We start from the raw sequence: 17,742 nt of genomic DNA, 5'->3' as shown, positions 1-17,742 counted from the left end.
GCACTCAACCGAGATGAGGGCGTCAGTTTGGATCAGCGATTGCTCCGTTCCCGAAGCAATACTGCGAATCCGTCTGGCCTGTCCCGGGTGGAAGCCGACCACCTCGGCCCCGATGCGGCCGCCGAGATGGCGCGTATCTTGGACGAGCCGCCCATATTGCTGTCCGAGGTTCTGAAGGGCGATGCGCGCCTGACGCCGAAGTGGGCGCACGGAGGCCTGAAAGAGGATTACATGCGCGGCGTGACCGGACACATCGCGGTCGGCTGCTACGAAGGGCAGCATCGGATATCCTGGCGGGTCGAGAACAAACTCCTGGACTCCAGGACAAACCCGAGAGCGTTCACTTTCATTCCGCAAGGCGTAGATGGCCACTGGAACATCGCAGGGCCCGTCGTGGTTTCGCACGTGTACCTCACGCAAGAACGCCTTCAGGCGTGCGCGGATGAGATCGCGGGCGGAAGGCGCGTCGAACTTCTGCCGCGTGTGGCTTTCGCCGATCCCGCGGCGGCGGGGTTGCTCGATGTCCTGAGCCATGAGGCGGAGCGGGACAGCGCCTCGTCCCGCCTGTTCGTGGAGCAAGCGATCGACCTCCTGTGCTTGCGGCTGGTCCAGGAGCATTCGTCTTTTGGCGGGTTGCCTGCTCAGGACAGAAGGGGTGGGCTCGCCGATTGGCAGGTGAAGCGCGTCACCGCATTCATCGAGGAGAATCTCAACCGCCACGTCGGGCTTGATGAACTCGCCGCCCTCGTCGGTCTCAGCCGGTTTCACTTCTGCACAGCCTTTCGGCAGTCGACCGGCCAAACCCCGCATGCATGGTTGACCGGGCAACGAATGAAATGCGCGCGCGAACTTCTCGCCCACTCGAGGCTGAGCGTCACAGAGGTCGCGCTTGCAGTCGGTTACGAAACTCCATCGGCTTTCGCTGCGACTTTCCGAAGGAGGGTGGGAGTAACCCCTTCCGCATTCCGGCGAGCGCTGTAAGCGCCCGGCGGCAATTTATCGCAAGAGTGCGATAGCCGCCGCAATATCCGAACGGTACTTCTCTTGGGAACATGCCCATTTGCAGGCTTATCCGAGGGATGGCAGACCACCATGACCAACCATGAGCCGTTCATCGACGGCGCCGTCGAGACAGAAGAAACGTCGGGCGGGGTATCACGCCGTTCGCTCCTGCTGACCGTCGGGGGAGCGGCATCCCTGGCGGCCGTGCCGCAAGCTGCCGCGCGAACCGCATCCGAAAGCAAGCCCGCCGTGTCGAAGGCACGACGGGTTTGCGCTGATGCCGTCCGGCCGGCGCGCCAGTAGCTGCTGCAAGGTTCGCCTTCCGCATGTGGAGGGGCAGGGTCCGCAAATCATCGCGGCCCATAGCGCGGATATTCGACTCTGATGCTACGGTCTGGCAGTCAGCGCTAGTCTTCCATTTCGATGCCGGTCAGCTCCGACGTGAAAAACTCGTTACGCAAGTGTTGCTTAATATTGTCCGGCCGACGCTCGCCTTGGGAAGCGAGCTTGAGAATGCGCTCAGCGACCTCCAACGCCGACCGCTGCTGCTGGAGCGTGAATGGCGGGCTGGAAAGAACCTCATCAAGAACGTCGCGGAGCATTTGCACCGTGACGGCATCGTAGGCCATAGCCGAGGCTCCGAATTAAGAGAACCAGCAAAACAGCGGTGCCGAGCTCAAAATACGTGTCTCGGCAGCGCCTATTTTCAAACTGAGCACTGAAATCCCAGTTGCCGTTTATTATGCAACGGCTATGCCACAATCCTATGACAGGCCGGAACGAGCCGAACGTCCGGTCCTCGCCCGCTGCTTGTCGACGACCGCGACTAGGCGGGCAAGGATGAGGGAGACAGTTAAGGCCGCTCTGGAGGCGGCCTTACTTTTTGTTAGAGGCTTTTCCCTCAACCGCGCATCGCTGCACCACCTTGCTGAAGCAGGCGCGTTGCCGCTGCGCGGAGCCTTCGTCGCGAGTTGGCCAAGCAGAACTCACATCGTTTGCAACAATATCACTCCGATGACGGTCACAAAGAAACCGATTGCCGTCACTGCGGCGAAGCACCGCTCTACGCTATCCATGAACCCAACCCCCGCCAAAAAATAGTTCAGCTTATTTCGTGATGTACTCTGCTATTCCAACCGCTGACTCGCTCGTACCCCGCGAGGAAGTTCGAGACCTCCTCCGTCCAGAACAGAACGCTTTTAAAAGTGAGAGCTGTGTTTCGTCGAGCGACTTGAGCACCGAAAGCGCTCATGCCGCCATACCGTGCGCCGATTGCGTGGTGCTCGCATCATCTCCGATTGCTCGGAGCGAGAAGCCAGATGTGCACGGTTTGAAGTGATCGCGCAGCGCACCGTTCGCTAAATGCTCCCAATACTCAGCTTCGGCGAGCAGTTTCCAACTTCTATCGGGATTACGCGCGGCGGTCTGACGGCACAGCGATGCCATCGCGCGCAGGCGACACACAGTATCCATCTACTCCTCCCACTCTTTTTTTGTTTTTTGCACCCTATTTTCTATTTTTGCGTCGGAGTCATTATAGTTATGACTCAGAACCAAATTTAACTCCACGAAGCGCGATTCGGCGTTCGTTGCGCCTGCAAATCGCGCATCGATCACAATCGGCGCAATCCAGTACATTCATTCGGCGATCAATGATCGGCCCCCGCGAGCAAAGCGTTCTTGTCGAGCATGCATCATTTGCACTGCAAAAAGTCCGTCATGCCCGTAATCCTACGACATTGCGCACCCGTAGTGTTTGGCGCCTACTCTTCCGATTGTTTTTATTGACGATTAGCTTTTAGCGAGAGGTCATGAGCGTTAAAGCCATGATGGCGACAATCCTCCACAATCAACTGACGTTGCGCGGCGTGCATTCCCTCACGCCATCTGACTACGAGGAGATCGTAGAACATTTGCTCGAACAGCTCAGAGAGCTGGAGCTTAGCTTGGCCGCGCGCGAATTGGATGGCAGGCAAGAGCCGAAGTAACTTCATAGAAGCCAAGACGCCCACTTGGTTGGTCGGCACGGCGACTCAATGTATCTCTCGCCACCATGAAATACACATCTGCTGGCCCCTTAGCCGACCCCGAGACTGGCGCCCGAAAGCTAATCGAGATTGCCAGCGGCATTCAACCCGTGCAGGACGGACGGGTCTTCATCGAGCTGATCAATGTCCCTTTCTTGAAGCAGGGCGGGACTGGCGAACAATTCCGTAGCGCAATCGCGTCGGCGCAGGAGCGAGGCTGGCTGGAGCTGCATGAGTCCGGGATCCGACCATACTCCCGGCAGCGACGACCGCCGCGATCCGACGTCTCCATTTCGTCATTTCGGCTTCCTCCAAGATGGAACTGCATCACGCCGCCAGTTCTCGTCGTCGCCGGCGACGCGACTAAGTGTGTCTTGGAGCTACCCGCAACGAAACGACTTTGCGCCCACGGTCCTGCGTTTCGTCCCGCGCGACGACGGGATGGACCCGCAGGCCTGCGGCTATCCCAATTCATCCGCAAAGAATGATTTAAGAGGCTCTGTCCCGTCGTCCCGAGGGATGCGATCGGTCTTCTGAAGACCGTCGCTTGGCTTCGAGAGAAGGATGAACTTGAAATCGGTGATGAAGTCGTCGCCCGAGGTGTGAGTTTGGAATCCGACCATTCGACCTCGAGCGACTCCCGGCGCAGTCGGAGTACCTGGCATTCCTATGCCCGACGCGGGTTCCGGCACCTCTTGATGCGAATAGACCTCAAAGGTAATCGCTTTCCCTATTAGGCGGACGTCCCTCCGGAAGCGGCCATGGCCGAGGTGCGCGATGCGCTGAACTCGATTGGCGACACCTGTCCGGAGTGCCCGCCAGAGGGCAATTAGGCGGGCTCGCTCGACCTGCAGAGTTCACGGACGGCGGTGGCTCTCAAACCCGTAAGCTCGGTCCACGCTAAAGCGGCCCGGATCCAGTTCAGCCGCTTGTCGCCGCTGGCTTCCGCAGCGAGCTACATCGCCGCGACCGCCTCGCACTCGGGATCGTGCTTGAGATTCATGGGTCGAAAATATAACCACAGATCGTCCATAGCTTTTCCCGTGGGAAACATTCCTATCCCCGCGGGGCGCCAATGCAAAGTCTCAGGCCGGCGCCCTGCTGTGGTCTGCCCAGGACATTCGCAGCACCGCCAAGGCCATCGACACGATCCCGGCCGCTTGCGCCTCTATCAGGTGGAAGGGTGACCCGGCAGGTCCGCCGGGTGAAGCGCCGCTTGACCGGCACGCCCGCGGCCGTGCGCGACAGCGCCGGCGACCGCATCGTCTTCCATTCGACGACCTGCTCCTGCAGCTTGCGCGCGAGATCGCGCTCCAAAGCGTCCGGAGTCACTCCGTGTGACTCGATCGTCTGCATCGTCCTCCTCCTAGGCCGCAGCACGTTCGACCTGTACGGGCTTGGCGCGGGCCAAACCCCGGGAGCCCTCATCCAAGGCGCACAACGTCCCAACGATATCGTCGATAGATACTTGCCCTATTACTCCTCTGCTGCAGGGCCGTGCGGGACATAATGACCGAGCCGTCGGAGGCGGACTAGGCGGCGCTCCTTTCGGTAACACAGAGAATCTGTTTCGACACCCGCTGGTGCTCGAAGACGCTGACGCGGACGAAGGATGGCGCTGAGATCGATACTGTCGCGCTTGGTACCGGGACTCGAGCAACCAAACACTGCTTAGCTAGGCAATGCGGGATGCTGGCAGCCATAAGCCGACAAAACCTTAGCGTTACACACCCGTGGAAGCCGCCTGCTCCGGGCTCCGCGGATGCGAAACGATACGAAGCGCCGAGACCCCGAACGATCTCTAACAATCCCAGTATCTCGTCGTGTGCCACGGCCGGCTTGATGCCAACTATATGCGGCAGCAACGAGTGAATGTCAGGGTTGCTCATCACGGCCTCCCATCGGCCCGCGGCAGCGGAAAGGCTTGTAGGAGATGAGCGCTTCTCCATCGATATGGCGTTTCGCCGGTAAAGCGCTTGAATACCGTCGTGAAGTGAGCCTGGGTCTGAAACCCCACGGCCAAGGCGATGTCGATGAGCGACACGTCGGCCCGCTGCATCAACTCCTTCGCTCGGTCGATCCGCCGCTTCAGGAAGTAGTCGTGCGGCCTCATGCCCACGGCCGCGGAACTGCGCGGCAAAATACATCCGGCTCAAGCCAGCCACAGCGGCCAGATGCTGCAAGGTGACCTTAGCGTCCAGATTGTCTTCAATATGTTCGAGCACGCGCTTCAGACGCCATTTCTGCAGCGACCGCACTCTCCGAGCGGCTTGTCCTTCTCGGTCTCCCGGGGCTCGCGTGTCCCGGGGCCGACTGACAACCGTCCCCCAGCTGGCCTTGCGGGTCAGCATGGCTAGACGCAACGCGTCGAGAAGGATGGCGTAATCGGGATGGTGCATGGCTCTCGTTGCCGCGAGCGCATCAGACAGGCGCTGCATCACCGGGTCTGTGATCTCCTCGCCGGCAGTGCCCCGATCAGAACAAATGGCTGCTCGCGCAAGAGGCTTGGCGGATACCCTGAAGCTCGGCTCGCCGAGGACAGATGTGCGCATATCGGGCGCGGGCGGCTCGATGGCTAGGGAAACATCAAGATGCACAAGGGAGAACATCATTGCCTCGGCCCCCGAACGCGGATCCGGTGATCTCGGGCTGCGACGTGACAAGACGTCTGTTGCGGCGGTGACATGATTGTTTTGCGAGTATGACCTCTGCAGCGACATCGTCGGTGCTCCTTGTCTCACTACGTGTTCTCCAGATCGCCTCAAGGTGCGAGCCGCGTGAAGACGTAGTCTTGGCTCTTTGCGCGAGCTTCGTGACAGGCAAAGCAAGTGCGATGCTGGGCCTCGTCGACCGGCTTGCCGTCGACAAAGCGGCCAAAGCCCCAGCCGCCGGTCGCGACATATTTTTTGGAATCCTTAACCATCACCTGAACCGTCGTGGCCGAGCCGGGAATCGTGGCGGACGCGAACTCCGGCGATTGCTTTCGCTTCCAGGCGCGCTTGACCAGAACGGTGCCGTCCGGGAAAGGCAGCTTGCCGGCCTTATAGGTGTCGATGGCGATCTGGTTGCCGACGACGGCGCGAAGCTCGTCAAGCGGAGCCGCCTCCTCGGCAGGGGCGATCAGCTCCCACTGCTTGTAGCTGGGCGGAATGGTGACGCCGAAGATTGGCGAGGCATCGGCGTGCTCTGTCGGTCCCTCCGCGAGCGCGATCGCGACGAAGTAGGGCGCGCAGGTCAGGAGAACGGCAAGGACAATCACGGCGAGTACGATGGCCGTGGCAAGTGGGGACGTCTTCTTGTTAGTTTCAGTCGAATTCATGATTCTTCACCGGGCTGGGAGCAGAAAACGATCCTCGGCCAGCGGGGCTGAACCGAGGAAGTCAAGCGATGCTCAGGCGCTGTCAGCCTCGATCACAGCCTTGGCAAAGGCTTGCGGCGCTTCCTGCGGCAGATTGTGCCCGACGCCGCCGGTGATGAGACGAAACTCGTAGCGGCCCGAGAACTTCTTGGCATAGGCGCCCGGCTCGGGATGCGGCGCGCCGTTCGCATCGCCTTCCATCGTGATCGTGGGCACGTCGATGACCGGCGTCGCCGCCAGCTTCTTTTCGAGATGCTCGTATTTCGCCTCGCCCTGGGCAAGACCGAGCCGCCAGCGGTAGTTGTGGATCGTAATCGCGACATGATCCTTGTTATCGAGCGCCGCCGCGCTGCGGGCGAAGGTGGTATCGTCGAAGTTCCATTGCGGCGAGGCGAGCTTCCAGATCAGCCTGGCGAAGTCATGCGTATATTTCTCGTATCCGGCGCGGCCGCGCTCGGTGGCGAAATAAAACTGGTAGCACCATTGCAGCTCGTCCTGCGGCGGCAGCGGCGCGCTGCCGGCGGCCTGGCTCGAGATCAGATAGCCGCTCACCGAGACCAGCGCGCGGCAACGCTCCGGCCACAGCGCAGCGATGATGTCGGCGGTGCGCGCGCCCCAGTCGAAGCCGGCGACCACCGCCTGCTTGATGTCGAGCTTGTCCATCAACGCGATGATATCGAGCGCCATCGCGGCCGGCTCGCCGTTGCGCAGCGTCTCGCTGGAGAGAAAATGCGTGGAGCCATAGCCGCGCAGATACGGTATGATGACGCGGTACCCGACCTTGGCCAAGATCGGCGCGACATCGACGAAGGCGTGAATGTCATAGGGCCAGCCGTGCAGCAGGATGGCCACGGGACCGTTCGCGGGGCCCGCCTCGGCATAACCGACGTTGAGAACGCCGGCGTCGATCTGCTTGATCGGTCCGAAGGACGCATTCGATGCGGACGATCGCGATGCCCCCGATTGGGCGCGAGCGAGGCCGACGGCGCCGAGGCCGATGGCGAGGCTTCCCGCGGCGATGCCGAAGAACTTGCGGCGGTGCTGGTCGATGATCTGCTTCATGTGCAGGGTCCCTGAGATTGTTAGTGGTGCGTCAGATCAGCGCGACCGTGACGTCGATATTGCCGCGGACGGCCTTGGAATAGGGGCAGGTCTGGTGTGCTTCATCGATGATGGTGTGCGCGATCTCGGGATCGAGACCCGGCAGGCTGACGTTGAGGCGCGCCCGAAGCAAGTAAGCACCTTCGTCGAGCACGAGATCGATCTCCGCATCGATCGCGCTCTTCCTCGGAAGCTCGATCTTCCGCTTGCTCGCCGCGATTTCCATCGCGCCTTCGAAACACGCCGACCAGCCAGCCGCGAATAATTGCTCCGGATTGGTGCCGATGCCTGCGCCGCCCCGCGGCGACAGCATGATGTCGAGGCGACCGTCGGAACTGCGCGATGTGCCGTCGTGTCGCCCACCGCAGGTGTGGGTTCTGGCTGTGTAGAGTAGTTTAGCCGTTTGCGTCATTGTGGTCTCCTTGCCGTCGCGAGCCGACTAGCAGCGGCGCGCACAAGGCACCCGTTTGGACTTGTGAGAATTTGTGAGGTCCAGCTTTGCAAGTCTCACAACGGCCCCATGCGACCCGGCGGTCGCGACCGGGATGGCCTTGCCGGACCACAATCAGCTGGTTATCGGATCCTGTCGGAGAAACCTAAGATCTTGCCATGACCGAGCCAGCCGGCGCTGCCACCCCCACATTATCGTTTGGGCCGTTCACCGTGACGCCGCATGAAAGGCTAGTGACGCGAGACGGTGTTACGGTGCCGCTGGGCGCGAAGGCTTTCGACGCGCTGATCGCGCTGATGTCGCGACCGAACGAGGTCGTCAGTAAATGGGATCTGATCGCGCAGGTTTGGCCCGGCATGAACGTCGATGAAGCCAACCTGCGCTTTCATGTCGCAGCACTGCGCAAGGCGCTCGGCGACGGCAAGGATGGTGCCCGCTACATCACCACGCTGTCCGGCCGCGGCTATTGCTTCGTGGCCCCGATCTCGCGCGGAGACATTCCGGCCCTGCGGCGCCCCGCGCCAGCGATGGAGCTGCCGCCCGTCAAGCTGCCGAACCGGCTGCAGCGCATGATCGGACGCGACGAGGTGGTTGCCGCCATCTCCGACAAGCTTCTCACCTCGCGCTTCGTCACGATCATCGGTGCTGGGGGCGTCGGCAAGACCGCAGTTGCGATCGCGATCGCGCACGACCTGCTCGAAACCTTCTCCGATGCCGCACATTTCGTCGATCTCGCCGCGCTCAGCGATCCCGATCTCGTGATCACGTCGATCCTGCTGATGCTGGGGCTGCCGGCCCAGAGCGACGATCCACTGCCCGCGCTACTGGCGCATCTGCGCGACAAGCGGATGCTGCTGATCCTTGACAATTGCGAGCATGTGATCGGAGCGGCGGCGTCGCTGGCTGTGGAGATCTTCCATGCCGCGCCGCACGTCCATATCCTCGCCACCAGTCGCGAAGCCCTGCGCGTCGAGGGCGAGCAGGTCTATCGATTGGCGCCGCTCGCCGTTCCGCCCGAGGACTCTAGATTGACGGCTGCTGCAGCGCAGAGCTATCCCGCGCTCCAGCTCTTCCTCGAACGCGCTTCAGCCGGCGGCGCGCGGATCGTGCTCGACGATGCCAATGCCGCGATCGTCGCGCAGATCTGCCGCAAGCTCGACGGCATGGCATTGGCAATCGAGCTCGCCGCCGGCAGGGTCGAGGCCTACGGCCTGGCGCAGACGGCCGCCCTGCTCGACGACCGCCTGAATCTGCTCTGGCACGGACAGCGCACGGCGCCGCCCAGGCAGAAGACGTTGCAGGCCACGCTCGACTGGAGCTACGGACTGCTGTCGGATGTTGAACGGCTCGTGCTGCGCCGGCTCGCCGTCTTCGCCGGGCATTTCACCGTCGACGCAGCGCTCGAAGTGGTGCCAGACGAGCATGTTGGTCGCGGCAGGCTGTTCGATGCCGTCGACAGCCTCGTCGCCAAATCGATGGTCGCACCACGGCCGATCGGCGCCATGATGCGTTATCGGCTGCTCGACACCACGCGCGCGTATCTGCTCGAGCTCGAACCCTATGACGCGGCACTCGCCGCGCGTCACGCACTTTACTATCAGGGCTGGCTGGAACGGGCCGGCACGACATGGGCAATCGTGCCAAACGCCGACGAACGCGCCGTCCATTTCTCCGCGCTTCACAACGTGCGCGCGGCGCTGGAGTGGTGCTTCGGCGCGGGCGGAGATGCCAGCATTGGCGTCGCGCTCGCCGCTGCGGCGGCGCCGATCTTCCTCGCGATGTCCCTGCTGATTGAATGCCGGCGCTGGTCGGAACGGGCGCTGGTTGCGATCGATCGGGCCTCACGCGACAGCGGCGAGGAGATGCACCTGCAGGCCGCCCTCGGCCTGACCCTGATGTTCACGCGGGGCGGCAGCGAAGCGGCGCGCAGCGCCTTGAGCCGCAGCCTTGCCATCGCGAGGGCTCGAGACGATGAGATCAACCAGCTCCAGCTGCTCGGGCGTATGCATATCTTCCATGAACGGATGGGCGAGTTCGATGCTGCGCTCAACTACGCGCAGCAGAGCGTCTCGGTCGCCAAGTCGCTGGGCGATGCTGCCTCGATCGCGCTCGCCCATTCGCTCCTCGGCGTCTCGCTGCATCTGGCCGGCGAGCACCGCGATGCGCTGAAGGTGGTCGAGCTCGCCTGGAACGGTCCGGGAACGGAACGGGTCAGCACGGTATATGGCTTCGATCATCGCAACCGCGCGGGCATCACGCTTGCGCGCGAGCTTTGGCTGCAGGGCAGTCCAGCGGACGCGCTGACACTGGCGCGACAAACTGTTGCGGAAGCCGCGCAAATGGACCACCCAATCACGCTCTGTATTGCGCTGATCTGGGCGGTATCGATCGATCTGTGGAGCGGTGATCTCGAGGGCGCGGAAGAAAACATCGACCGCTTCATTGCACATGCCCAATCGCGCTCGATGGGACCTTATCTCGCCGTCGGCCGGGGCGTCAAAGGCGAGCTCGCGATCCGGCGCGGCGATGCCGCAGGCGGGGTCGAGACGATCAAGGCTTCCCTCCGCGAACTCCACGAGGCTGGCTACGAGCTGCTGACCACGACCTTCAACATCGCGTTGGCTCAGGGCTTGTTGAAGCTTGGACAAATAGAGCAGAGCGCAATCCTAGTCGATGATGCTATTCGCCTGGTCGAGCAAAGCGGTGATCACATCTACATGCCCGAGCTGCTGCGAATGAAGGGCAACGTCCAATTGCATATGCCGGAGCCGCGGATCGATGACGCGGAAGCTTGTCTACTGCAATCACTGAAGCTGAGTCGCAACAAGGGCGCGAAAGGGTGGGAACTGCGGTCGGCGATTGATCTTGCGCAGCTTCTCGCTGAACGGCGTCGTAGCAGGAACGCAAGGCTATTGCTCGAATCAGCGCTGGAGGGCTTTGCCGAAGGATCGGACACGGCGGATATCAGGAGCGCCGCTGACCTGCTGGGCAGGCTGGCGCGGGAGTAGTGAAGCGCCTCGTCGTTGGCCCAGCCGCCACGATGTGCGCGGGGACGATCACCGCTCAGCCTGGCATGGCCGAAAGCGGCAGCGCCTCGATGCTCGGCGTGGCTCGGGCAGCCTCAAGCGATCAAAAAAATTGATGCAGGCGCTAGTCGTGGTCTGCACGCGATCGCAGCTCGGCAATAAGGCTGATATCGAGCGCGCCTTTGCGCATCTCATGTACGAGTCAGACCCGGAGAGCGGTTTCGCGGACGTTCAGGAGAACACCCAAAGCTCATACCAGGACTGGCTGAAGATCATTCGCGAGACGATCGGAATTCGCCGGATCGACGCGCTGACCGCGAAATAGTTGCTACAGGGCTTGGCGGGAGCCGGCTTCGCCCGGCGAGGAGCCGCGGGTGCGTCGTGCCTACGGCTGCATCCAGATGATCAAGATTCTGCTCGGCTATGACTCACGTACACCGCGATTTCATAGTAGGCTGCTTGTTGATCTCGCCTATCGTCGCGTTCGGAGTAATGGCGCTGCTGCTTTTGCTGCTATTGCGGCCGCTATTATCCGGGCTGGGATTTGAACGGCTATTCAGCAATCCGCCACTCGCCGAGTTCTGTCTATACATCACGATGTTCGGATTGCTTGTGCTGTTCTTCTAGGAAATCTCCATGGAAGCTGCTGCTCCTAAAAAACCCGACAGCCCTCGCGACGAGGATCGCCGAGCCGGCTCTTTCAACGGTCCCACGGAAACAGGTCCGGATCCTGACATGTCGCCAGCTGCGACGCGGGATGGCATCAATCTGTGCGCTGAGAGCGAGAATGAAACTTGGCGAGTGGTGGATGCCGAGCCCATGCTGCACGACGAGGTCAGACGGATCTTCGTCTCAGCATGTAGGCGAGTAGCCACGTTCATATTGGTGTTGATCGCAATCTTTATCTCTTTAGTCGCATGGCACTACTACGTGACCGCTCCTTGGACCCGAAACGGAAGCGTCCGCGTCCAAGTCGCAAACGTGGCGCCGCAGATCTCTGGGAAAATCGTCTCAGTCCAGGTGGCAGATAACCAGTTCGTCCACCGAGGTGACGTTCTTTACGTCATCGATCCTTTCGATTTCGACATAGCCGTGCGCACGACCCGGTCATTGGTTGAACAAAGAGCTGCGGACCTAGAAGTCAAACAGGCAGAAGCAGCCAGACGGCAAAATCTGTCGAGCTTGGCCACGACGCCTGAGCAGCAGCAGATCTATGCGGGGAGTGCAGCGGAGGCAAAGGCGGCGTACGACGCCGCTCAGCACCAGTTGGCCCAGGCAGAACTGAACCTCCGACGTACTAAAGTGCTGAGTCCCGTCGACGGCTATGTCACCAACCTCCTGCTGCGGGCCGGAGACTAGGCAGTCGCCGGCGCAAGCAATATCTCGGTGATCGATGCGAACAGCTTTTGGATAGACGGCTATTTCGAAGAGACGAAGATGGCACGTGTCTGCATCGGGGAGCGGCTAGAAGCTCACCTTATGGGATACGCGCAGCCGATTCTGGGTCATGTGAAGACCATCACTCGAGGTATCAGCGTTTCGAATGCGGCAAGCGGACCGCAGGGATTGCCGAACGTAGACCCGATCTACACGTGGGTACGCCTAGCACAGCGAGTACCGGTCCGCGTTGCCATCGACCAGGTCCCCGAAGGTGTACCGCTCATCTCCGGTATGACGGCCACCGTTACGGTTTTGGATTCGACCCCCGAGGATCGCGCGGATTTGTTCGGGCGAGCGCGGGCTATTATCCTTAGTCCGCTAACAGAGTTGTCGGGCGAAGCTCGCATTGCGCGGACAGATTGCCTTCGATCTGGGTCCAGTGCGTCCGGTGAAGTGGACGCAATTCCGTACTCGAAGGTGGCTCCTGTACCGTCTCCGGAAACGGTCGAACCTGGCCTCGCTCCGGGTATTGACGTTTCTCCACGTCTTTCTGGATCAGCTGACCCGGCAGGCCGATCTCTGTGCGCCGGCCCTCTCGTAAACTTGATGAAATTATGATCGTCATTGCATTGATCGAACGAGGCTTCGCAACCAAATGATTAGTCAGCATGTTCGACAAAGGAGAACCCGATGACCACGCAACTTGCCAAGTCCCATCGCTACGAGCTGGTGCACGGTGAGGATAGCGACTTCATTGCCTATCAGCTACATTTCGGCGATGGCGTCTGGCGAACGGTTTCGACATGGATGATTCCGCGTACGACGTTTGCTGCATAACGCAGGAGTCTCTTCTCGTCACGAGAACTCGTGGAAATGCTCTGCATGAGCGCACAAGCGGAAGTTATGAACGCATCTTAGGCATCGTCATCGATATGGCCGAAGTGGCGAAGGAAACTGATCGCTTGCCCAGGGGATCGCCCAGGACGCGTTCTGATCCCGGTCGGTTCGGCTCTTTTATTTGACGCGGGTTCGTATCAACCAAGTCCGTCGTGGCGACCCGCATTGGGATGATGAAGCAAGCCAGCAAGGAGGCCAAAATGCCAACATATGTGTGCTCACTCGCGGAAGGCTTCGTGAACGACAGCCAAAAAGCCGCGATCGCCGAGGCCGTGACACGGATTCACAGAGGAGACCGGCGCGCCAAGTTACTTTGTACAGGTCGTCATCGAGGAAAAGAAACCTGCTGATCGTTTCCTTGGCGGTTCGCGCGCCGCAGGACAGATCTGGATCCGAGGCGATATCCGAGCTGGCCGAACCCAAGCTCAGCGGAAGGCGATGATGTTGCGCATAATGAAGGAGGTTGCGCGGATCACCAATGCAAAGGAGGAGGAGATCTGGGTTTACCTCTGCAATCTGGAGCCGACGGATATGCTGGAATACGGTCACGTGCTGCCGCAGCCGCGTGAAGAGGCCGATTGGTTTAACCGGCTACCGAAGCCGCTGCAGGATTACCTGGCGCAGCTTGGGACAACCAAGGACACGTTTACTCTTTGACCGATGTGCTATTCCGGATCGACCGTGCGCGCTACGAGCTCGCACTTAAGCCGACACAACCAGAGCAGCGTATTGGGCCAACCGAGGGTTGGTTTTCTAGTCGATCTGCATCCGCTATCTGCTCCTCGCCCGCGGGTGTCATTCCTTTCCATCCCTCCGGTTCCGCATAGCGCTGATGATTGAACAACTACATCTCGAAGATTGGGCGTGGCAACTTTCGACAGAAGTGTACCGTCTCAATCTGTATAGCCACCTTACGAGACAAACAGAGGTAAATCGAACATCGGTCACCGAAGCAGAGTTGGCCGAAGCAATCCGCGACAGTTTCACTCAAGTGAACGAGGCTGCCTACCGCGAAATGGTCCAGTTGGCGACGGAGGCGGCGCTCGAAACCTATGATCGGGTCGTATCGTCCATTATAAAACGTTCACGTGTTCAGCTACGTAGCTGAACTCTCCTCTTTGCACGCTCAGAAGTCCCAGGCTCAACTCGATGGCGCACGTTCCCGTTGCGGCGGGGATGCACATCAGCTTTGGGGTATGGCTGCGGTGCAGGCCGGCGCTTACATCAACGTTCTCTTCACTGTCGATATCATCGTCATTGGTGTGAATCGGCGAGGGGTCCCGACGCCGATCGGCAGGATAAGCCTCTGCTTCACATCACATTGGACGGGTCATGCTTCGGTGCCGATTCACAGCGATGGCAGCATCGTCGACCAGCGGGCCGACATCGTCGCGGATGAGCCGCCCGGTCCGATCGGTTTGGGTGCCCGTCGCTGCGAAGATCGGAGCCCCTAGCTCAACTCCCTTTCGGCTTGGGCCGTCGACTTCTTGGGATCACGGCTTTATGGCCGCCGCCACCAGACCTGTCACCTGGGCACGGCCACGTACTTGTCCGGAATGAGCAACAGGCCGGCGTCGAGCGGCGGCTTGATGTCGAACATCTCGGCGCCGTTTTCGAAGTGGAAGACCCTCCGAATGCGGTAGGTCGACGGATTCTGGGCGGCAACTTCGTACTGGCGGGACAGCCAGAACCGCGTCCGCGCATGCCCGTTGGTGGTCTTGGTCTCGAGAAGGCTCTCCTCACCGTCCGGTTCGAAGGACCGAATGTCGTAGCCCTTATCGTCTTCGCCGCGATCCGCGGGCCAATCCATCTCCTTGGCCAGGTCACGACGGCCAGCCTGGCAGAGCCGGTCGTACTCGAACTTGAATACCATCTCCTCGCCGGCGCGCCCCAGCGAGCGGTTGAAATCGTCCCTGGCTGCCGGATCGTACTTGCCGAGCAGCCGCCGGAGCACGGGCTGGCGGTCCTGCGGGTCCGAGTTCAAAAGCGCGGGCGGAGGCACCAGGGCCGGCCCTTCCGCCGACGTGAAGCGCGGCTTCACCGACACCGGGTCCGTCAGAATCGGATGTAAGCCCAACTAGACCTCGACGGACTGCACCAGGGAGTCCTGATAGTTGTGGGCCGGCAATAGGCCCGGGATCCAGGCGATCCCGAGCTCCTCCAGGACAGTCGACACGTTGCGGAGCTTCCACTCTATCGACTTCTCGGACCGTCCTACCTCCCGCCCCAGCCGCCGGTAAAGTTCGGCCTTGTTGATCTTGTTGCCGACGCGCTCGCGCTCGAGCATCAGGAAAAGTTGGCGACCACGACGGCGACCTGCTCGGCCGTCCAGTCGGTCCCCTTGGTTCCCGGCGCTGTACCATCGGCGTCCACAGGTCGCTGTCCCTGTTCGCACATGGAATCCTAGCAGGCAGCAGCCGATCCGTCCGCAAAGACGTAATCGGACACTGGAAGGGTTTGAAGCGAAGGCTGGTCAGGACTTCCGGTTTGCCCCGTTCAAATCCTGAATTCTCGGGCGAATGGAAAAGATCGTTGCGACCTCGCGGTTCATCATGGCGAAGTGGAGATCGCGCCATGCGGCATTTTCTCGAGAAATTGTATTGGCAAAACCTGCGTGCCAGCGCCAGGGGGCATGAGCAGGTGGTCCTACGTGCTGCTGGCGGGCATGGTCGCGTTGCTGATCGTCTCCGTCGTGATGGCGACGCTGGGTTGGAATGCCTCCGATGGCACCGACGTGCCGCCGATCGGATATGCCGCGATGGCGGCCGGCATCCTGTTCTCGCTGCTTTTCAGCGTGGGGTTGATGGCGCTGGCGTTCTACTCCAGCCGCGCCGGCTATGACGAGCGGGCAAACGTGATCGTGCGGGAGCGTGACAAGACCTCTGAATGAGCGGTGCCGCCAACACGTTTCGGGGAGTTTGGCGAACCGCCGACACAACTCCGTGACTCCGCGTAACAACGCCCCTGCATTTTCGAATTTTATGTCGAGCCACGAAGATTGGCCTTGTCATGAAAAGGAGAATGCAATGACGATGACCAGACGCACATTCGCCGCCGCGCTTGTCGCAGGGAGCGCGGCCTCGCTGATGGCCAAACGCGGCTTCGCCGCAGGCACAACTCCACTTAAAGCCCGCAATGTCGTGCTGGTGCACGGCTTGTTCGCCGACGGCTCGTGCTGGCTGGAGGTGATTCCGCGCCTGCAGGCCGCAGGCCTCAACGTCACCGCCGTGCAGAACCCGCTGACTACGCTGTCCGAGGCGGTAACCTCTGCCGAGCGCGTACTGGCAAGGCAGGACGGTCCGACGGTGCTGGTCGGCCATTCCTTCTCCGGCATGATCGTCACCGAAGCCGGCGTGCATCCGAACATCTCGGCGCTGGTCTATGTGGCGGCGCGCGCGCCCGATGCGGGCGAGGATTACACCGGGCTGGCCAAGACTTTTCCGACGCCGCCGGCGAGCGCGGGAATCGTTTTCGATGGTGACGAGGGCCGCCTGTCGGAAGAAGCCTTCCTGCACGATTTCGCCGGCGACCTGCCGCCTGCGAAAGCAAGAGTGCTCTATGCGGTGCAGGAGCCGTTCCACAAGGCGCTGCTCACGGGCAAGACCGCCAATGCGGCCTGGCGCTCGAAGCCGAGCTTCTATGCGGTCTCGACCGAAGACCGCACCATCAATCCGGACCTCCAGCGCTTCATGGCCAAGCGCATGGGCGCAAATACCATCGAGGTGAAAGGCAGCCATCTCGCGCTGATCTCGCACGCCGACGAAATCGCGGGGTTGATCCTGGAGGCGGCGCAGGTGGGGGCGTAACGTGGAAATCAGACAGGAGCGACCCGCCACGAAGGACCACTGCGAGCCGCGGCCTTACTGCGAGTTCTGGCGGCGCCATGGCCGGACCAAGCTGGTGCAGTCATCGACGAACCGAGGCTGGTCAGGCCTGTCGGCCGAGTTGCGCGCGCATTACGAGAGCATCGTTCCTTGGCGGGGTTCCCAATCCGACATCGAAATTGCCGTCGATATCGCCGGGGACCATGCATCGCCGATCACGCGTCGCTTCCGGGATCGCAAACCGGACCGTCAGCCGCCGCGATACGGTTTGGTTGTGCCCTGCGGGGTGGCGAGAAGGTTCGGTCGATCGCGCAGGCGACCAACCGGAGATCGTGCATATCTATCTTCCTCCGAGCGCGTTCTCTCCGGACAAGCTCGGAGTCGACGTCGATGGCTTGCCGTCCGGTGCCCTGAGATTTGAAAGTGCTGTCGAGGATCCGCTGCTGGGCGAGAGATGGCGAGGGCAGTCGCATCGGAGCTGCGGGCGGAAAGCTGTACCGGCAGGCTGCTGGTGGAGACGCTTGCCTGCAGCACGGCGGCGAGACTGGTGCAAAGATACGTCAGCGTATCCGCCGCGCAATCGGGTGCTTTTCTTGCTAGAGCAGGGCTCGATCGGCGCAGGGTTTTCCGCATAGGCGTTAAGGTAGCGCGAGCATCGATTGATACGGACGTTTTC

Annotated in this window: 22 protein-coding genes; 13 read left to right on the top strand and 9 right to left on the bottom strand. The window is 61.1% G+C overall.

The annotated features are described in order from the left end of the window. Positions 1-87 precede the first annotated feature (87 nt). Complete coding sequence (locus P6U27_RS25760; protein WP_244607706.1) at positions 88-981, top strand: helix-turn-helix domain-containing protein; 894 nt, start codon at positions 88-90, stop codon at positions 979-981. A 111-nt stretch (positions 982-1,092) separates the two neighbouring features. Continuing rightward, a complete protein-coding gene (locus tag P6U27_RS25755; RefSeq protein ID WP_122404510.1) occupies positions 1,093-1,305 on the top strand; it encodes a hypothetical protein in 213 nt (70 codons plus the stop codon). 104 nt (positions 1,306-1,409) lie between these two features. Here the strand turns inward: P6U27_RS25755 and P6U27_RS25750 are convergent, their stop codons facing one another. Beyond that, a complete protein-coding gene (locus P6U27_RS25750; protein ID WP_122404509.1) occupies positions 1,410-1,631 on the bottom strand; it encodes a hypothetical protein in 222 nt (73 codons plus the stop codon). A 619-nt stretch (positions 1,632-2,250) separates the two neighbouring features. Then, positions 2,251-2,475, bottom strand: a complete 225-nt coding sequence (locus tag P6U27_RS25745; RefSeq protein WP_122404508.1) for a hypothetical protein — start codon at positions 2,473-2,475, stop codon at positions 2,251-2,253. A 338-nt stretch (positions 2,476-2,813) separates the two neighbouring features. Here P6U27_RS25745 and P6U27_RS25740 point away from each other — a divergent pair, with 338 nt between their 5' ends. Continuing rightward, complete coding sequence (locus tag P6U27_RS25740; RefSeq protein WP_164937167.1) at positions 2,814-2,990, top strand: hypothetical protein; 177 nt, start codon at positions 2,814-2,816, stop codon at positions 2,988-2,990. Between the two features lie 1,095 nt (positions 2,991-4,085). On the opposite strand, the gene P6U27_RS25735 is transcribed toward P6U27_RS25740, so the two are convergent. The 5 genes from P6U27_RS25735 to P6U27_RS25715 all read right to left on the bottom strand — a co-directional run bounded on the left by P6U27_RS25735 (position 4,086) and on the right by P6U27_RS25715 (position 7,900). Next, positions 4,086-4,385 carry a hypothetical protein gene (locus P6U27_RS25735; protein WP_145987026.1) on the bottom strand — a complete coding sequence of 100 codons (300 nt, stop codon included), beginning with the start codon at positions 4,383-4,385 and terminating at the stop codon, positions 4,086-4,088. A 532-nt stretch (positions 4,386-4,917) separates the two neighbouring features. Beyond that, on the bottom strand, positions 4,918-5,169 hold the full coding sequence (locus P6U27_RS25730; protein ID WP_407192796.1) for a helix-turn-helix transcriptional regulator: 252 nt from the start codon (positions 5,167-5,169) through the stop codon (positions 4,918-4,920). 621 nt (positions 5,170-5,790) lie between these two features. Further along, on the bottom strand, positions 5,791-6,348 hold the full coding sequence (locus P6U27_RS25725; protein WP_122404505.1) for a cytochrome P460 family protein: 558 nt from the start codon (positions 6,346-6,348) through the stop codon (positions 5,791-5,793). A gap of 72 nt (positions 6,349-6,420) precedes the next feature. After that, entirely contained in the window at positions 6,421-7,449 is a 1,029-nt protein-coding gene (locus P6U27_RS25720; protein ID WP_407192795.1) for an alpha/beta fold hydrolase, read from the bottom strand. A gap of 31 nt (positions 7,450-7,480) precedes the next feature. Then, on the bottom strand, positions 7,481-7,900 hold the full coding sequence (locus tag P6U27_RS25715; protein ID WP_129145529.1) for an organic hydroperoxide resistance protein: 420 nt from the start codon (positions 7,898-7,900) through the stop codon (positions 7,481-7,483). A gap of 197 nt (positions 7,901-8,097) precedes the next feature. On the opposite strand from P6U27_RS25715, the gene P6U27_RS25710 reads away from it, so the two are divergent. The 8 genes from P6U27_RS25710 (at position 8,098) to P6U27_RS25675 (ending at position 14,696) form a co-directional block, all read left to right on the top strand. Further along, positions 8,098-10,947 carry a winged helix-turn-helix domain-containing protein gene (locus P6U27_RS25710; protein WP_209295800.1) on the top strand — a complete coding sequence of 950 codons (2,850 nt, stop codon included), beginning with the start codon at positions 8,098-8,100 and terminating at the stop codon, positions 10,945-10,947. A gap of 133 nt (positions 10,948-11,080) precedes the next feature. Then, a complete protein-coding gene (locus tag P6U27_RS25705) occupies positions 11,081-11,290 on the top strand; it encodes a hypothetical protein (RefSeq protein WP_129145531.1) in 210 nt (69 codons plus the stop codon). A 98-nt stretch (positions 11,291-11,388) separates the two neighbouring features. Next, the gene (locus P6U27_RS25700; RefSeq protein WP_129145532.1) at positions 11,389-11,592 is read left to right on the top strand and encodes a DUF1656 domain-containing protein; all 204 of its coding nucleotides are present in this window, start codon (positions 11,389-11,391) and stop codon (positions 11,590-11,592) included. A gap of 9 nt (positions 11,593-11,601) precedes the next feature. After that, the gene (locus P6U27_RS25695) at positions 11,602-12,324 is read left to right on the top strand and encodes a biotin/lipoyl-binding protein (RefSeq protein ID WP_312016199.1); all 723 of its coding nucleotides are present in this window, start codon (positions 11,602-11,604) and stop codon (positions 12,322-12,324) included. Positions 12,325-13,035: 711 nt separating this feature from the next. Beyond that, entirely contained in the window at positions 13,036-13,182 is a 147-nt protein-coding gene (locus P6U27_RS25690; RefSeq protein ID WP_164937168.1) for a hypothetical protein, read from the top strand. Positions 13,183-13,695: 513 nt separating this feature from the next. After that, a complete protein-coding gene (locus P6U27_RS25685) occupies positions 13,696-13,899 on the top strand; it encodes a hypothetical protein (RefSeq protein ID WP_245163123.1) in 204 nt (67 codons plus the stop codon). A 175-nt stretch (positions 13,900-14,074) separates the two neighbouring features. Next, a complete protein-coding gene (locus tag P6U27_RS25680; RefSeq protein ID WP_244607704.1) occupies positions 14,075-14,350 on the top strand; it encodes a hypothetical protein in 276 nt (91 codons plus the stop codon). Between the two features lie 88 nt (positions 14,351-14,438). Then, positions 14,439-14,696 carry a hypothetical protein gene (locus P6U27_RS25675; protein ID WP_122404498.1) on the top strand — a complete coding sequence of 86 codons (258 nt, stop codon included), beginning with the start codon at positions 14,439-14,441 and terminating at the stop codon, positions 14,694-14,696. Positions 14,697-14,767: 71 nt separating this feature from the next. On the opposite strand, the gene P6U27_RS25670 is transcribed toward P6U27_RS25675, so the two are convergent. Together P6U27_RS25670 and P6U27_RS25665 are read right to left on the bottom strand one after the other, a co-directional pair. Then, positions 14,768-15,289 (bottom strand): DUF3883 domain-containing protein, encoded by a 522-nt coding sequence (locus P6U27_RS25670; RefSeq protein WP_245509655.1) that lies wholly within the window; start codon positions 15,287-15,289, stop codon positions 14,768-14,770. Between the two features lie 30 nt (positions 15,290-15,319). Beyond that, entirely contained in the window at positions 15,320-15,529 is a 210-nt protein-coding gene (locus P6U27_RS25665; RefSeq protein ID WP_407192794.1) for a hypothetical protein, read from the bottom strand. A gap of 363 nt (positions 15,530-15,892) precedes the next feature. Here P6U27_RS25665 and P6U27_RS25660 point away from each other — a divergent pair, with 363 nt between their 5' ends. Continuing rightward, positions 15,893-16,132: a hypothetical protein gene (locus P6U27_RS25660; RefSeq protein WP_407192793.1), complete on the top strand. Its 240-nt coding sequence runs from the start codon at positions 15,893-15,895 to the stop codon at positions 16,130-16,132. Positions 16,133-16,268: 136 nt separating this feature from the next. Beyond that, on the top strand, positions 16,269-17,048 hold the full coding sequence (locus P6U27_RS25655; RefSeq protein ID WP_129145534.1) for an alpha/beta fold hydrolase: 780 nt from the start codon (positions 16,269-16,271) through the stop codon (positions 17,046-17,048). The last annotated feature ends 694 nt before the right edge of the window (positions 17,049-17,742 follow it).

It is taken from the genome of Bradyrhizobium sp. STM 3566, from assembly GCF_045571445.1.
GTDB lineage: Bacteria > Pseudomonadota > Alphaproteobacteria > Rhizobiales > Xanthobacteraceae > Bradyrhizobium > Bradyrhizobium vignae.
Note: the sequence above shows the minus strand (reverse complement) of the source record. Positions and strands in the feature narration are given on the sequence as shown.

Coding starts and splice junctions, on each gene's coding strand:
- P6U27_RS25710 (WP_209295800.1), top strand. CDS start 8,098: ATGACCGAGCCAGCCGGCGCTGCCACCCCCACATTATCGTTTGGGCCG.
- P6U27_RS25665 (WP_407192794.1), bottom strand. CDS start 15,529: ATGCTCGAGCGCGAGCGCGTCGGCAACAAGATCAACAAGGCCGAACTT.
- P6U27_RS25675 (WP_122404498.1), top strand. CDS start 14,439: ATGGCTGCGGTGCAGGCCGGCGCTTACATCAACGTTCTCTTCACTGTC.
- P6U27_RS25740 (WP_164937167.1), top strand. CDS start 2,814: ATGAGCGTTAAAGCCATGATGGCGACAATCCTCCACAATCAACTGACG.
- P6U27_RS25655 (WP_129145534.1), top strand. CDS start 16,269: ATGACGATGACCAGACGCACATTCGCCGCCGCGCTTGTCGCAGGGAGC.
- P6U27_RS25715 (WP_129145529.1), bottom strand. CDS start 7,900: ATGACGCAAACGGCTAAACTACTCTACACAGCCAGAACCCACACCTGC.
- P6U27_RS25750 (WP_122404509.1), bottom strand. CDS start 1,631: ATGGCCTACGATGCCGTCACGGTGCAAATGCTCCGCGACGTTCTTGAT.
- P6U27_RS25690 (WP_164937168.1), top strand. CDS start 13,036: ATGACCACGCAACTTGCCAAGTCCCATCGCTACGAGCTGGTGCACGGT.
- P6U27_RS25700 (WP_129145532.1), top strand. CDS start 11,389: ATGACTCACGTACACCGCGATTTCATAGTAGGCTGCTTGTTGATCTCG.
- P6U27_RS25680 (WP_244607704.1), top strand. CDS start 14,075: ATGATTGAACAACTACATCTCGAAGATTGGGCGTGGCAACTTTCGACA.
- P6U27_RS25705 (WP_129145531.1), top strand. CDS start 11,081: ATGCAGGCGCTAGTCGTGGTCTGCACGCGATCGCAGCTCGGCAATAAG.
- P6U27_RS25735 (WP_145987026.1), bottom strand. CDS start 4,385: ATGCAGACGATCGAGTCACACGGAGTGACTCCGGACGCTTTGGAGCGC.
- P6U27_RS25725 (WP_122404505.1), bottom strand. CDS start 6,348: ATGAATTCGACTGAAACTAACAAGAAGACGTCCCCACTTGCCACGGCC.
- P6U27_RS25755 (WP_122404510.1), top strand. CDS start 1,093: ATGACCAACCATGAGCCGTTCATCGACGGCGCCGTCGAGACAGAAGAA.
- P6U27_RS25685 (WP_245163123.1), top strand. CDS start 13,696: ATGAAGGAGGTTGCGCGGATCACCAATGCAAAGGAGGAGGAGATCTGG.
- P6U27_RS25745 (WP_122404508.1), bottom strand. CDS start 2,475: ATGGATACTGTGTGTCGCCTGCGCGCGATGGCATCGCTGTGCCGTCAG.
- P6U27_RS25695 (WP_312016199.1), top strand. CDS start 11,602: ATGGAAGCTGCTGCTCCTAAAAAACCCGACAGCCCTCGCGACGAGGAT.
- P6U27_RS25720 (WP_407192795.1), bottom strand. CDS start 7,449: ATGAAGCAGATCATCGACCAGCACCGCCGCAAGTTCTTCGGCATCGCC.